Origin of the sequence: Chryseomicrobium sp. FSL W7-1435 (assembly GCF_038595005.1) — a bacterium.
In the GTDB taxonomy this organism is placed as follows: Bacteria; Bacillota; Bacilli; order Bacillales_A; family Planococcaceae; genus Chryseomicrobium.
In genome coordinates this window covers 155,157-167,812 of sequence record NZ_CP151997.1, presented here as the reverse complement: position 1 = coordinate 167,812, position 12,656 = coordinate 155,157, and the positions used below count along the sequence as shown (strand labels likewise).

At 39.8% G+C, this 12,656-nt stretch carries 14 protein-coding genes; 11 read left to right on the top strand and 3 right to left on the bottom strand.

Annotated features, from left to right (window positions below):
- Window positions 1-47 precede the first annotated feature (47 nt).
- On the top strand, window positions 48-2,492 hold the full coding sequence (locus MKY84_RS00930; protein WP_342527134.1) for an EAL domain-containing protein: 2,445 nt from the start codon (window positions 48-50) through the stop codon (window positions 2,490-2,492).
- Window positions 2,493-2,538: 46 nt separating this feature from the next.
- Here the strand turns inward: MKY84_RS00930 and MKY84_RS00925 are convergent, their stop codons facing one another.
- Entirely contained in the window at window positions 2,539-2,850 is a 312-nt protein-coding gene (locus tag MKY84_RS00925; RefSeq protein ID WP_342527132.1) for a nucleoside triphosphate pyrophosphohydrolase, read from the bottom strand.
- Window positions 2,851-2,971: 121 nt separating this feature from the next.
- On the opposite strand from MKY84_RS00925, the gene MKY84_RS00920 reads away from it, so the two are divergent.
- From MKY84_RS00920 to MKY84_RS00890, 7 genes are all read left to right on the top strand, one after another.
- The gene (locus MKY84_RS00920; RefSeq protein ID WP_342527131.1) at window positions 2,972-3,352 is read left to right on the top strand and encodes an SET domain-containing protein; all 381 of its coding nucleotides are present in this window, start codon (window positions 2,972-2,974) and stop codon (window positions 3,350-3,352) included.
- A 156-nt stretch (window positions 3,353-3,508) separates the two neighbouring features.
- Window positions 3,509-4,090, top strand: coding sequence for a sulfurtransferase TusA family protein (locus tag MKY84_RS00915; protein WP_342527129.1), 582 nt, complete (start codon window positions 3,509-3,511; stop codon window positions 4,088-4,090).
- Window positions 4,090-4,485, top strand: coding sequence for a DsrE/DsrF/DrsH-like family protein (locus tag MKY84_RS00910; protein WP_342527127.1), 396 nt, complete (start codon window positions 4,090-4,092; stop codon window positions 4,483-4,485). Before MKY84_RS00915 ends, MKY84_RS00910 begins: the two co-directional genes overlap by 1 nt.
- A 39-nt stretch (window positions 4,486-4,524) precedes the next feature.
- Window positions 4,525-5,646 carry an MBL fold metallo-hydrolase gene (locus tag MKY84_RS00905; protein ID WP_342527126.1) on the top strand — a complete coding sequence of 374 codons (1,122 nt, stop codon included), beginning with the start codon at window positions 4,525-4,527 and terminating at the stop codon, window positions 5,644-5,646.
- Window positions 5,647-5,664: 18 nt separating this feature from the next.
- Window positions 5,665-5,892 (top strand): sulfurtransferase TusA family protein, encoded by a 228-nt coding sequence (locus MKY84_RS00900; protein ID WP_342527124.1) that lies wholly within the window; start codon window positions 5,665-5,667, stop codon window positions 5,890-5,892.
- A gap of 16 nt (window positions 5,893-5,908) precedes the next feature.
- Window positions 5,909-6,685, top strand: coding sequence for a sulfite exporter TauE/SafE family protein (locus MKY84_RS00895; RefSeq protein ID WP_342527123.1), 777 nt, complete (start codon window positions 5,909-5,911; stop codon window positions 6,683-6,685).
- A gap of 63 nt (window positions 6,686-6,748) precedes the next feature.
- Entirely contained in the window at window positions 6,749-7,645 is an 897-nt protein-coding gene (locus MKY84_RS00890; RefSeq protein ID WP_342527122.1) for an aldo/keto reductase, read from the top strand.
- 45 nt (window positions 7,646-7,690) lie between these two features.
- Here the strand turns inward: MKY84_RS00890 and MKY84_RS00885 are convergent, their stop codons facing one another.
- Complete coding sequence (locus tag MKY84_RS00885; RefSeq protein WP_342527121.1) at window positions 7,691-9,817, bottom strand: diguanylate cyclase; 2,127 nt, start codon at window positions 9,815-9,817, stop codon at window positions 7,691-7,693.
- A gap of 182 nt (window positions 9,818-9,999) precedes the next feature.
- On the opposite strand from MKY84_RS00885, the gene MKY84_RS00880 reads away from it, so the two are divergent.
- Window positions 10,000-10,281, top strand: a complete 282-nt coding sequence (locus tag MKY84_RS00880) for a hypothetical protein (RefSeq protein ID WP_342527120.1) — start codon at window positions 10,000-10,002, stop codon at window positions 10,279-10,281.
- Between the two features lie 14 nt (window positions 10,282-10,295).
- Here the strand turns inward: MKY84_RS00880 and MKY84_RS00875 are convergent, their stop codons facing one another.
- Window positions 10,296-10,838, bottom strand: coding sequence for a hypothetical protein (locus MKY84_RS00875; RefSeq protein ID WP_342527119.1), 543 nt, complete (start codon window positions 10,836-10,838; stop codon window positions 10,296-10,298).
- A gap of 60 nt (window positions 10,839-10,898) precedes the next feature.
- On the opposite strand from MKY84_RS00875, the gene MKY84_RS00870 reads away from it, so the two are divergent.
- Both MKY84_RS00870 and MKY84_RS00865 read left to right on the top strand, forming a co-directional pair.
- Window positions 10,899-11,852 carry a phosphatidate cytidylyltransferase gene (locus MKY84_RS00870; protein ID WP_342527118.1) on the top strand — a complete coding sequence of 318 codons (954 nt, stop codon included), beginning with the start codon at window positions 10,899-10,901 and terminating at the stop codon, window positions 11,850-11,852.
- Between the two features lie 174 nt (window positions 11,853-12,026).
- Window positions 12,027-12,611 (top strand): hypothetical protein, encoded by a 585-nt coding sequence (locus MKY84_RS00865; RefSeq protein ID WP_342527116.1) that lies wholly within the window; start codon window positions 12,027-12,029, stop codon window positions 12,609-12,611.
- Window positions 12,612-12,656: the final 45 nt, after the last annotated feature.

Below are 12,656 nucleotides of genomic sequence, written 5' to 3'. Positions count from 1 at the left end.
TTAGTTTTACGAAATAGTTTGAAGTGGAAATAGGCCGGAGGTGCCATATGAAAACTTACAGTGAATTTGATCAACAATTGGCTTCTCTCTATTCGATTGATGATTTTACACGAATCATTGAAAACTTCCCTGTACCCATCTGTTTGTTTCAGATGGATGAAAATAATCATCCACACCAATTTATTTACATAAATCAAAAAGCTGTAGAATTAATGCAGTTGCCTAAACAGGAAATACTTACTTACACATGGAAAGAGTTATTTGAAATTCCAGTTGATCGAGATCTCGATGAATTACGAGAAGAGACTCGTAAAAAAAGCATCAAATTGAAAAAAAGCCCTCTAAAAAGAAATATGACGGGTTTCGCTCTTCAAGTAGAACCACATCCAGTCGAGTTAGCTTCTGGTGAAATTATTATGGTCGTCACCATTATTAATATTACGGAGCACCATCAAACGCAACAACAATTACAAAAGTCAGAGCAAGAATTTGGTTCACTTTTTAGCAATAATCCAGACATCGCTTTTTCGCTTCACTTAGATGGGACCATTACAGGACTCAATAAGGCTGGTCTAGTTGCACTCAATTATGAAGCAGATGAAGCACTAGGTATGGATGTAAGGCAGTTGATTGCAGAGGCCAATCTCGATTGGCTAAAAGACTACTTTTATCAAGTGTTAAAAGGAGAGACCGCACGTTTCAAAACAACTATTAGTTCTAAAGATGGACGTACGTTGGATGTTGATATTACGGCTATTCCGGTATTTGTAAACGATGAAATCACTGGACTAATAGGAATTGCGCATGAAATTACGGAGAAAGTACGGATGGAAAATCTGTTGAAAGAAAACGAGCAGCGTTATAAAGCGTTGTTTGATTACAATATTAATCCTGTTTTGACATTTGATTTAGAAGGGAAATTCCTACGAGTAAATGAAGCAGCCATCACCATGATTGGCTATCCGGCAGAGGAGCTAGTGGGGAAATCATTTTTACGCTTGATTGATTCCTCGCGGCGCAATGAATCGTATCAAAACTTCCAGTTAGTTTTAGATGGGAAACCCCGTCAATACGAAACGATGGTGATTGGTAGAGATGAGAAGCAGCACTTACTGCATGTCATGCTAATACCCGCAATGATCGATGGGGAGTTATCGGCCATTCATTGTGTATGTAAAGATATCACCGAAAGTAGACGAAACGAAGACTTGGCGAATTATATGGCTTATCATGACGTCTTGACTTCATTAAGCAATCAGCGGTTGTTTCAAGATGAACTTGTATTATTAACACAAGAGCCCCATGCAGAGGATGAAGTATCTGCTGTGTTTTTGGTGGATTTAGACCGATTTAAGTTTATTAATGATCTATTAGGCCATGAAGCAGGAGACAGTGTGTTGCGAGAAGTGGCAGATCGTCTGCTCGCATGTGTTGAAGAAAGTGGTTCTGTATTTCGTTATGCAGGTGACGAGTTCACGGTGATTTTACGCAAGACTTCGGAACAAAAGGTCACGGAAATCGCTCAGAAAGTAATTGAAGAGATGCGAAAACCCCTAAATCTAGACGGCTTTGAAGCTGTATTGACAACTAGTATTGGGATCAGTTTATTCCCAAAAGATGCATCAGACATGAAGGGATTGATGCGTTCATCAGATATGGCGATGTATCATGCCAAGAGAGTGGGACGCAATAATTATCAGTTCTATACAACACAAATCATCGGTCTCACAAAGAATACATTAGAAATTGAATCGTTATTGCACAAAGCACTAGAACAACAAGAATTTACGCTTCATTATCAACCTCAGTTTGAAGCAGTAAATGAAAAGTTGACGGGGTTTGAAGCGTTGATTCGCTGGGAGAGCTTGCAACTCGGAAGGGTGTCACCTGTTGATTTTATTCCGCTTGCTGAAGAGAATGGACTGATTGTGCCAATCGGTGAGTGGGTGATTCGGGAAGCATGTAAAACGAATAAACGCTGGCAGGACCAATTTGGTCAGTTTGTACCGGTCTCTGTTAATCTATCTTTGCGCCAGTTTTATCAAAAAGACTTGGTTGATCAAGTGGCGTCTATCCTACAAGAGACAGGGCTTGATCCCCGCTATTTGATGTTAGAAATCACGGAATCGATTGCAATGCAAGAAGATGCGGCAACTCGTGTTTTAAAAGAGCTGAAGGCATTGGGAGTTTTGATTGCGATGGACGACTTTGGGACTGGATACAGTTCACTGAAGCATTTGCGCCATTTTCCAATCGATCATTTAAAGATTGACCAAGCTTTTGTAAGAGATTTGGATGAAGAAAATGGGGAAGCCATTGTGGCAGCGATTATAGCATTAGGCCATAATCTACGAATTCCTATAGTGGCTGAGGGAGTCGAGACGGAGCGTCAAGTAGACTTGTTGAAAGGCCTTGGTTGTGATGTTTTTCAGGGGTATTATTATGCACGGCCACAGCCGGTGGAACAAATTGATACGTTTTTACAGACGTAAAAGAACCTCAATCCAAAATGTTGGATTGAGGTTTCTTTCACACTACCTATACCTGAACAATAGCATGTCCTTCGGTAAATGAGCCTTGCTCATTCTTTTTACGTCTGCGCACCATTTCAAGTTCTTCATACGTCATATTGTGTGCCGGCAGCAATGCATGCACTAATTCAACGAGATCCACAAGTTCCTCTACTGCTTGTCGATCCGTTTCCGCTTGAGAGTAGCGCGTGGCTCCTGCAACTAGTTGGGAATGTAATGCGCTACGTAAATGGGTACCTCTTAATATTTCTAATGAAGTGTTTTGTGAATTTTGTCGTTCTGGAGAACGGTCACGGAGTACTTGATAGGTTGATGTCATAGGGGTGTCTCCTCTATAAATAGCTACTTCTCTATACCCTATTTCTCTGCAATTTAGACGCATTTCTTAGAACGTGGTACAGTAAGATAGACAAATCTACGATAAAGCAGGTACTTAAACCATGATTGAAATCAAATGGTCTCCACTCGGTGAGGGAGAAATGAATAGAGGCGTATTCGCCAAACAAGCAATCGCAAAAGGGACAATGTTTCACCAGGCTCCTGTATTAGCCTATCCTAACGAAGAACATCAGTATATTGAAAAGACGCATTTAGCTGACTATGCGTTTGAGTATGGCATTGGAAGATCCGCTATTTTATTAGGATATGGTATGTTGTTCAATCATTCGTATACACCAAACTCAACGTATGAGATTAACTTTGACAACCAGACGTTTGATTTTTTTGCTTATACAGATATTGCAGCAGGCGAAGAAATCCTGATTAATTACAATGGGGATGTCGATGATCAAGAAGAACTTTGGTTTAATAAAGAAGAGTAAGGAGCTGTTTAGATGAGCGATCATCTAAACAGTTTTTTTATTTAGGTACATGAGTTGACATTTATTCGCATACAGTTTAGTATACCTAATGGGGTATATAAAATCTTATTTTTTTGTTTCAATTTATACCCATATAGGTATAGAGGAGGGCATGACATGATTCACACGGAACACGTGTTAAACGCCAAAGGACTTGCTTGTCCGATGCCTATCGTGAAAACACGTAAAGCAATGAATGATCTAGTATCAGGCTCTATCTTGGAAGTTCAAGCGACAGATAAAGGCTCGACTGCGGATCTTCAAGCATGGGCAAAAGGCTCTGGGCATTTGTATTTAGGAACTGAAACGGAGGGTGAAGTGCTTCATCATTTCTTGAAAAAAGATGGAGCGACAAAAGTAGAAGAATCTATTGAAATTCCTGAAATTGAACTAGCTGCTTTTCAAGAAAAGCTAGAGCAAACATCAGCAATGACAATTTTAGATGTACGTGAACTAGATGAGTTTCGCGAGGCGCATATCCCTGGGGCTATCCATATTGCATTAGGTGATATCGAAACGCGTATGAACGAATTACCAAAAGAACAAGAAATTTATATTATCTGTCATTCTGGGAGACGTAGCGCTCTAGCGGGAAGTGTTCTAGCTAAAGAAGGATTTACGCCACTTTATAATGTCGTTCCAGGAATGCGTGATTTTACAGGAAAAACAACTACTGAAGTAAAAGAGGAGAGATTCTAATGACAAGAAAAACAGCAATTATCGCAGCAAACGGTGGACTATTTGACGCATACAAAGTATTTAATATCGCAACAGCAGCAGCAGCAACCGATCACGAGGTGCAAATCTTCTTCACATTTGAAGGATTAAACTTAATTCATAAGCAAGGAAACCAACAGTTAGAAATGCCTGCAGGAAAAGAGCATTTTGCACAAGGTTTCGCAAATGCAAACGTACCAAGCATTCCAGAATTAATTGAAATGGCTCAAGACCTTGGCGTGAAGTTTATTGGATGCCAAATGACGATGGACGTAATGGGTCTTGAAAAAGAAGCGTTTGTAAATGGTATTGAAGTGGGCGGCGCTGTCACATTCTTAGACTTCGCACAAGATGCTGACGTGACATTAACATTCTAAAAAATTTAACTTTATAGATACCTTAGGGGGTAAATATTTATGACTGTAACTGCAATGAATGCGCAGCAAGTCGCGCGTAAAATAATCGACAACCAACCTTTGTTTATCCTCGATGTGCGTAATGGCGACGCTTTTGCCGATTGGAAAATTGAAGGTGGAGCAATTACCTATCTAAACACCCCTTATTTCGACTTGTTGGATGGGGTTGAAGAAGTTGTAAAAGACTTACCACAAGACCGGGATATTTTAGTAGTATGCGCAAAAGAAGGATCGTCTATTATGGTGGCAGAAATGCTCTCTGAAGAAGGCGTAAATGTTTCCTATCTAGCCGCTGGCATGAAAGCTTGGAGTGAACATTTAGAACCTGTAAAGATTGCAGATTTAGCTTCAGGTGGGGAGTTGTATCAATTTGTACGATTAGGGAAGGGCTGTCTTTCTTACATGGTCCTCTCAAATGGAGAAGCCCTTCTTGTTGATGCGACGCGTATGGCAGATACCTTTATTGATTTTGCAAAAGAAAAAGTTGTTGAAATCAAGCATGTATTGGATTCTCATTTACATGCTGACCATATTTCAGGTGGTCGTAAGATTGCTGAAGCCACTGGTGCTACGTATTATTTACCACCAGCAGATGCAGAAGAAGTCGTATTCTCATTTGAAAAATTAGTAGATGGTTTATCTGTAAACGTAGGATCTGTTAAGGTGGAAGCTCTTTACTCTCCAGGCCATACTATTGGTTCTACATCATTTCTTGTAGATGACCAGTATTTAATGACAGGAGACATATTATTTATTGATTCTATAGGACGACCAGATTTAGCGGGTCTTGCGCAAGATTGGGTACTAGATCTTCGTGAATCTCTCTATAGCCGTTATCAAAAATTAGCAGAGGAGCTAGTTGTCCTTCCTGCTCACTTTATGATACTGGATGAAGTTAATGAAGATGGAAGTGTATCGAAGAAGCTTGGGGATTTATTCCGTGAAAATCATGGCTTGAATATAGAAGATGAATCTGTTTTTCGCGATTTAGTAACAAACAATTTACCACCACAGCCTAACGCGTATCAAGATATACGACATACGAATATGGGGAAAATCACCCCTGATGAAGAAGTACAGCGTGAAATGGAAATAGGTCCAAATCGTTGCGCAGTGCGCTAATGGAAAGGGAGTTTTCAAATGAATGTAGCTAAAATTTTAGACGCAAAGGGACTTGCATGCCCGATGCCGATTGTAAAAACACGTAAAGCAATGAATGAGATAGAGTCCGGTGAAATTTTAGAGATCGTCGTAACCGATAAAGGGGCGAAAGCAGATTTAGCCGCTTGGTCTAAATCAGGTGGACATGAGCTGTTGGATGTTCAAGAACAAGCAGAGGTGTTGACGTTCTGGATTAAAAAAGCGTAAGGAAGAAGGAATTCAGATGAGTATCGACTTTATCATCGTCATCTTTTTAATTGGCTTCGTCGGATCTTTTATTTCCGGCATGGTCGGGATTGGTGGATCTATCATTAAATATCCAATGCTACTCTATATTCCATCAGCTCTAGGTTATGTTGCCTTTTCGGCACACGAGGTGTCGGGAATCAGCGCAATCCAGGTATTCTTTGCCACGATTGCGGGCGTATGGGCATACCGGAAGAGTGGGTATCTCAACAAAACACTGATTACGTATATGGGTGGAGCTATTTTAGTAGGGAGTTTCATTGGTGGATATGGGTCGACACTTATTTCTGAAGGTACTATTAATATCGTTTATGCGGTATTAGCTACGATTGCCGTCATCATGATGTTTCTTCCGAAAAAGAATTTGGATGATCGACCAGCAGCTGAGGGGATGTTCAATAAATGGTTGGCAGCAAGTCTAGCGTTCGTTGTTGGGATTGCAGCAGGTATTGTAGGAGCAGCAGGGGCGTTTATATTAGTTCCTATTATGCTAGTGGTGTTAAAAATTCCAACTCGCATGACAATTGCCACATCACTGGCTATTACATTTATTTCGTCTATTGGGTCGACAATTGGTAAGATTGCTACAGACCAAATTCTATACGGACCAGCTGCCGTGATGATTGTAGCAAGTATTCTCGCAGCTCCTCTGGGTGCAAAACTAGGTCAAAAAATGAATACAAAATATCTTCAATGGATTTTAGCTAGCCTTATTTTAGCAACAGCTATCAAAATTTGGTTGGATATTTTATAAGAGTACGCTATTCTTTTCCTAACAGGTTAAGAATAGCGTTTTTATATTGAAGGAGGAATGAAGATGCAGGAGAAGCAGAAAAATCCCTTTGTAATGGGGTGTATGCGAATTAATGAACTGACCGACCAAGAGGTAACAGAATGGGTCCATCATGCATTAGAGCTCGGAATTCACACATTTGATCATGCGGACATTTATGCAAAAGGAGAATGTGAAACGCGTTTTGGTGAAGTGTTGAAGAATCAACCATCTCTTCGTGAGGACTTAGTCATCCAAACAAAAGCTTCTATTCGGTCAGGTTATTACGATAGCTCAAAAGAACATTTGCTCACGTCAGTGGATGAAAGCCTAGCACGCCTTCAAACCGATTATGTCGATGTATTTATGTTGCATCGTCCGGATGCCTTAATGGAACTTGATGAGATTGCCGACACATTTGACGTGTTAGCTGGTTCAGGTAAAGTGAAAACCTTTGGGGTCAGTAATTTTAACCGCTATCAATTAGAATGGTTGCAAGCAGCTACTCATCAACCGATTCAAATCAACCAGTTACAGTTTAGTCCTGTACATTCTTCTCTTTTAAACACCGGAATTCAAGCAAATACAGACTTTGCAGGTGCTATTGACCGTGATGGGGGAGTACTGACTTATTGTCAGCAACAATCGATTACGATTCAAGCCTGGTCACCTTTCCAATTTGGATTCTTTGAGGGTGTGTACCTAGATCATCCCCGTTTCCCTGAGTTGAATACAGTGTTGCAAGGATTAGCTGATCAATACAGCGTGTCAAAATCAGCGATTGTCGCTGCTTGGATTTTACGACACCCAGCAGGTATGCAAGTAGTAGCGGGATCTACAAAAATTAGTCGAATTTCAGAAATCGCCGCAGCATCTGAGATTGAATTGTCTCGCAAAGAATGGTATGCCATTTATCAAGCAGCAGGAAATCGTCTGCCATAATAAAAACGAGTGCCTTTCCTTTAGTTAAGGAGACGCACTCGTTTTTTATTCACTTCTGTAAGTAACTACTTGATTGCGTCCAGCCTCTTTGCCGATATAAAGCGCTTTATCAGCACGTTCGATTAACTCATCTACATGCCAGTCTTTTGCTGAATAGGTGGCTACACCGATAGTCGCTGTGACATTTATAGAAATTGTATTGTAAGAGATAGCTAAGTCGTCAATTGATTTACGAAGGCGTTCTCCAATTAAGCGAGCGTCCTCTAATGAAGTGTCAGTTAACAGCATGAGAAATTCCTCGCCACCCCAACGTGCAATGGCATCTGATTGACGAACAAATGCTTGGAAATGTTGGCTGAGTGCCTGCAAAACATGATCACCACAACTGTGACCATACGAATCATTGATCTCTTTAAAATGGTCTAGATCAATTACCAAGATGGAGAAGGATTTATTGGAACGATAATATGTCTCCATGGACTGAGCAAGAAGTAACTTCATATGACGCATATTATAAAGGCTAGTGAGTGGGTCAGTCTTTGCCAACTCCTCTAGTTTCCTTGTCTGTAACTGAAGTTGCTCTGACTTTAAAATATTGCTCATAGCAATGGAGATATAAAGAGCTAAAAGACGTAACATTTCAATTTGACGCTCACTAAACGCTTCAGATTCATAACTTTGCACAGTCATTGCACCTATAGCTTCATCGTTCATACTCAGTGGCAGGAAGTGCAGAGATTGTGGATTGTAATCTGGAAAAACAGAATCACGAATTGTGTAGTCTTTATCAAGTATGGCACGTTGAATATGTATTTCATTATTCTCGCGAATACACTTGACGGATAAACTCGTTGGGTCATCGATTCTTTTGTTGCTAAGAGAAAGTAAGGTACCTTGTTCTACAAAGGCTCGGTATTCTACTTCTTGAGTTTCTTTGTTGTATAAGCAAAGACCAAAGATATGAGCCTCCATTAACTGATTTAAATCTAGATACACAGAGTACATCACTTCAGCATTTTCTTGATTAGCAATGATTCGCCGTCCTATCTCGCTGACCGTCTTCAAATCTTGATAGGAATCTTCCATTACTTTGGCTCGAATCGAAGCCTCTTGTGACTCACGCTTTAGTTTTAAACGTTCAATTTCGGCGTCTTTTTGCATTTGGCTGACTTGCGCTACCGTCATATACCGGGAGATTTGATCTTGAACTTCTTTTGTTTTAATCTGCTCGTTCACATCATTAAACCGTAACAAAAATTGATAGGCTTTTTCGAACTCATGAGAGGCGTAATAAACACCGGACATTTTTTTGAGTATCTCTTGTTGCAAAAGTATGGCTTCAAGGTTTTCTGCTATTTCAAGAGCTTGATGATAATTTGTAAGGGAAGAGTCAAAATTCTTCTGATCAAAGTAAAGGCCACCCAAATCAATGAGGATGGTAGCTTCGGCGTACTTGGCATCTTGTTCTTGGTACATTTTGAGGGCTATGGTAAACGAGTTATAGGCGTCCTCCCATTGCCCTTTATGTTTAGAGATTAAGCCAAAAATACTGTGACAGTGGGCCAGTGAACTGCGATCGTTCACACGTGTTTGTAAGATGTCGAAAGCTTGTTGGTTGTAGTTTTCTGCTTCTTCTACCTCATCGAACTGTAAATGCAAATCCGCTACATTAGACAGCAGGAGTGGAACTATATCGTGATTTTGCTCCTGTGCTACAGCCAAGGCTTCAAGCAACTGTTCGTGTGCTTGTTTGAATTCCCCAAGTTCATAATAGATGAACCCTAAATTATTTAAGTAATGTGGATCAATAGGAAGGTCATATTCTTTGATTAATTGCAGGCCTTCTTCAAAAGCATCACTCGAACGCTTTAAATCACCTAAGCTAGAATAAACATAGCCGATAACGCGATTTGCATTGATAATCCACTCAATGGATTGTTCGGATCTTACCTGTTCAAGACCATGGTTGACAAGATTTAGTGCTTCTACGTTTTTCCCCTCATAGGCATGACAAAAAGCAAGCGTAATTTTTGCTTGCGCTTGTAAAAGGAAATCGTGTGATGTCTGTGGATCTTGTAAGACCTCCTGACTAATACGTGCAGCTTTTTTTGTGTCAGAGTGAACATAAGTCCAGGCATCTTGAATTTGAGAATAGCGGTCTACAGCTTCCATAAGTTCACATCCATATAAGTTCAACTATTTAGAATAGTATACCATTTCGTCGATAGAGAAACTATACAATGAAAAGTAATTACACTAACTCCATGATATTTTTCGTGCTTCAATTATAATATTTTTTGCTGGTAGTCGTTTCAGTGTTTGCAATTTTTTAGGAAAGGGTAGGTATTAAGTACTTGAAGAAGACGGCGGGTGAATTAGTGAATTCAGATAGAGATTTATTGGAACGAATCCAGTTGCGTGATCAACAGGCATTGCAACAACTTTATGATCGCTATGAAAATGCTTTATGGAAACTTATATCTCGCTGTCCAGTCTGTATAAAAACTAAGGAACGTATCTTGAAAGAAACTTTTCATCAAGTTTGGGAGGGTTCTCCACTAGCTAGTAATATGAGTCCAACGACGTATTTATTGCAAATTGTGAAAGAGCGTATTCGCCATTATCAGCGAGATTAGCTCTTTTTTTATGGTTATTTTTGTTGTGCTACATAATCTGTAAGAAGACCCTCAAAAACTAAGTTGGAGGCCAGCACTTTTCGAAAATCATCTGGCTCGACAAGAGAGGGAAGCTTCGGCCAAAAACTGATGCCTGCTCTATGTAAAATTTCAGCGACAAATTGAGAACAGAAATAAGAGCCTTGTGGTTCAAAGGGTGCTTTTACCGCTACACCAAAGATTCCTAGTAAGTTGTAAATGGTTTTTTTATTATTTTTTTGAAACAAAGCAATCATTCGCTCGATTTTTTGGTACTGTCTAGGACTGACTTGTATTTCATAGAGAGCGCATGTAGTTTTTGGATATTTTTTATAAGTTCCATTGCGTACATCTTCCTGCACAAATCCTGCTTGAAAAGGGTTGTTGGGTTTTTTACGTCCAAAGCTATATAATTGAATTAATTCCTTATCTAGAGAGAGAGAAGAGTGATTATAAGGAGCTTTGGTATACGTTTTGATTGTCTTCGTAAAGACGGTGCCGGTATCGGTCAATAAAATATAAACAAATCGTTCATTCAAAGGGGATCCTCTCCTTCTGTTTGAGTCCAAGGGTGTGGGAATGTGTTAGTCGAGTATTTTATGAACTCTACGTTCTATGTCGTCTATGTTGTGTTTTTGATTTTGATTGCTGTTAGTCTTCTTGTATCAGTTATAACATATTTTCAAAAGAGGAAAAATAAGGGGCTCAATAAATATGAACAATTGGTGATTCGGACAAAGCTTTGGTGGGGGATGGCGACAATTTTTGGATTGTCCTTTTTAGTTCATCCGACTATCTCTTTGTTGTCACTAATGGTTCTATGTTTTCTAGCGCTTCGAGAGTATTTTTCAATGTTTGAAACACGCAAGCATGATCGCAGACTTTTTATTTGGGCATACCTTGCCATTCCAATAAATTTTTACTGGATTCATATTGGTTGGTACGGCATGTTTATTGTGTTCATTCCCATTTATGTCTTCTTGTTTTTGCCATTAGCTCGATTGTTTCAAAAGAGCAGTGCTGGATTTATAAAATCTGTCAGTATGACGCAGTGGGGACTTATGCTATTGGTTTTTGGATTAAGCCACTTGGCACTTTTTGCGAAGATGCCTGAAATTACGCGCCATGATGTGGGGATTGCAACGCAGTACGGGGCTTTAATGGTTCTCTTTCTTATTCCTTTAACGCAAGCGAATGATGTCATTCAATACATGGTCTCAAAAAAATGGGGAAAACGAAAAGTATTGCCTGTTGCCAATCCAGACTTGACGTGGGAGGGGGTCATCGCAGGAATTGTAGGAACAACCCTTCTTGCTGCCATCCTAGCCCCATGGATTACACCGATGTCTGTACCGTTTAGTATATTTGCTGGGTTCTTAATTGGTGCAACTGGATTCTTCGGAACAGCCGTCATGTCTGCTTTGAAGCGTAATTTTTTCTTGCGGGAGACGGGGGAGGGCCCAGTTATTGAGAGTAAAACGATTAATAAAGTGGATAGCCTCACCTATACAGCGCCTCTGTTCTTCCATTTGGTTTACTGGGGCATATTTTAAAAAACACCAGCGCTTTTGCGCTGGTGTTTTGTCGGTTAGTCTTCACTGACGCCACAGTTTTCTACGAGAATTGTAAGAGGAATAATTGGTGTTCTGCACAAGAAGAGTGGATATGTTACACTGAACATACGCTTATTGACAGAAAATTTAATTTAGAATTAGGAGTGTACCAACATGTCAATGGAATTACTGACAAAACAGACAGCTGGCGTGATCAACGCTGTAACCAAGCAACCTAAATGGGAGAAAGAAGCACTCCTGACAGGGATTCAAAAGATTCTTGTAGAGAAGCGTGAAAAAGTAGAGTCGGATGAAGAATATTTAGAAGGACTCTTAAAAAACGTTGCCTTTTATATCAATCATACAAACGGAATGAACAACTTTTTCTTTCAAAGTATTGATAAAGAAACCTTTTATACACCCGATAGCTTTAAAGTTTATCTAAGCAATATGCGCACCATGGTGAAAAATCCAGAAGAATTGCAGAAGATGATGGAGAAACAACGAGACTATGTTTTAAAAGGCGAAACTCTTGAAGAGCGCGCTCGTCACGCAGAACTTGGGTACATGACAACAAAAATTGTAAATGATCTTTTATTAGATTTCTTAACGACTTTCTACCATCCTAATAACCGTGATCATATGAAGCCTTTCATGGAATACAGTGCAAAGGTTGTCGTAGAGACAGTCTTTAAATTCTGTAATACGTATGCGGCTTTACAGATCAATAGCTTACCAGGAAAAGAAAAGTTGAATTAAATGAATAAAATCCTCTTCTGTGGTGTCTAAAACAGAAGAGGTTTT

Excerpts from the sequence above, each read along its gene's own strand:
- MKY84_RS00925 (WP_342527132.1), bottom strand. The coding sequence starts at position 2,850 with ATGACATCAACCTATCAAGTACTCCGTGACCGTTCTCCAGAACGACAA.
- MKY84_RS00885 (WP_342527121.1), bottom strand. The coding sequence starts at position 9,817 with ATGGAAGCTGTAGACCGCTATTCTCAAATTCAAGATGCCTGGACTTAT.
- MKY84_RS00895 (WP_342527123.1), top strand. The coding sequence starts at position 5,909 with ATGAGTATCGACTTTATCATCGTCATCTTTTTAATTGGCTTCGTCGGA.
- MKY84_RS00870 (WP_342527118.1), top strand. The coding sequence starts at position 10,899 with ATGAACTCTACGTTCTATGTCGTCTATGTTGTGTTTTTGATTTTGATT.
- MKY84_RS00930 (WP_342527134.1), top strand. The coding sequence starts at position 48 with ATGAAAACTTACAGTGAATTTGATCAACAATTGGCTTCTCTCTATTCG.
- MKY84_RS00890 (WP_342527122.1), top strand. The coding sequence starts at position 6,749 with ATGCAGGAGAAGCAGAAAAATCCCTTTGTAATGGGGTGTATGCGAATT.
- MKY84_RS00920 (WP_342527131.1), top strand. The coding sequence starts at position 2,972 with ATGATTGAAATCAAATGGTCTCCACTCGGTGAGGGAGAAATGAATAGA.
- MKY84_RS00915 (WP_342527129.1), top strand. The coding sequence starts at position 3,509 with ATGATTCACACGGAACACGTGTTAAACGCCAAAGGACTTGCTTGTCCG.
- MKY84_RS00865 (WP_342527116.1), top strand. The coding sequence starts at position 12,027 with ATGTCAATGGAATTACTGACAAAACAGACAGCTGGCGTGATCAACGCT.
- MKY84_RS00900 (WP_342527124.1), top strand. The coding sequence starts at position 5,665 with ATGAATGTAGCTAAAATTTTAGACGCAAAGGGACTTGCATGCCCGATG.
- MKY84_RS00910 (WP_342527127.1), top strand. The coding sequence starts at position 4,090 with ATGACAAGAAAAACAGCAATTATCGCAGCAAACGGTGGACTATTTGAC.
- MKY84_RS00905 (WP_342527126.1), top strand. The coding sequence starts at position 4,525 with ATGACTGTAACTGCAATGAATGCGCAGCAAGTCGCGCGTAAAATAATC.